This window comes from Oleiphilus sp. HI0125 (assembly GCF_001635355.1).
On sequence record NZ_LWGF01001342.1, the window covers coordinates 1 to 1,173 of the forward strand.

1 protein-coding gene is annotated in these 1,173 nt (G+C 45.8%); it reads right to left on the minus strand.

The features are described 5' to 3' along the window. Positions 1-1,147, minus strand: a 1,147-nt coding sequence (eno, locus tag A3762_RS23060; RefSeq protein ID WP_068757841.1) for a phosphopyruvate hydratase, incomplete at its 3' end; no start/stop codon positions are given. Positions 1,148-1,173: the final 26 nt, after the last annotated feature.

Sequence of the window (1,173 nt, forward strand, 5' to 3'; positions counted from 1 at the left end):
CCAAATCAGCAATAGTCGTATCTTCGGTTTCACCTGAACGGTGAGAGATCACTGCGGTGTAGCCTGCATCTTTCGCCATTTGAATTGCATCAAGCGTCTCACTCAAGCTACCAATTTGGTTGAACTTGATAAGAATTGAGTTACCGATGCGCTCATCGATACCACGCTTAAGAATCTTAGTGTTAGTCACGAACAAGTCATCACCAACTAGCTGTACTTTGTCACCAAGTACTTTTGTTTGATAAGCCCAACCAGCCCAATCAGATTCATCTTGACCATCTTCAATAGAAACAATTGGGTAAGCATCACAAAGCTCTGCTAAGTAATCAGAGAAGCCTTCAGCAGAGAAGACTTTACCTTCACCGCTTAGATCGTACTTTCCGTCTTTGTAGAATTCAGAAGATGCACAATCTAGCGCGAGTGTAATGTCATCACCTAGAGCGTAGCCGGCATCGGCAACAGCCGTTTTAATGACTGCCAATGCATCAGCATTAGACGCTAAGTTAGGCGCAAAACCACCTTCATCACCAACAGCTGTGTTCAAGCCTTGAGATTGCAACACTTTCTTCAATGCGTGGAAAATTTCAGCACCCGCACGAAGCGCTTCAGCGAACGTAGGCGCAGATACTGGTTGCACCATAAATTCTTGGATATCAACATTGTTATCTGCGTGCTCACCACCGTTCAGGATATTCATCATTGGAACAGGCATCGAGTATTGACCAGACGTACCGTTCACATCAGCGATGTGTTCATACAATTCAACACCCTTCGCTTGCGCTGCTGCTTTTGCAGCCGCAAGAGAGACTGCCAAAATCGCATTTGCGCCAAGCTTTGCTTTGTTCTCTGTACCATCAAGATCAATCATGATCTGATCAAGTTCACGCTGAGCCGTCACATCTTTACCGACTAACGCGGCACGAATGTCTTCGTTAATACCAGCAACCGCTTTCAATACACCTTTACCAAGGTAACGCGACTTATCACCATCACGAAGCTCTAAAGCTTCACGTGATCCAGTCGAGGCACCAGAAGGCGCACAAGCCGTACCAACAACACCAGACTCAAGAATAACGTCGGCTTCCACTGTTGGGTTGCCGCGTGAGTCCATAACCTCACGGCCTTTAATATCAGCGATCTGAAACATTTGTACTTATCTCCAAGTATTACTTT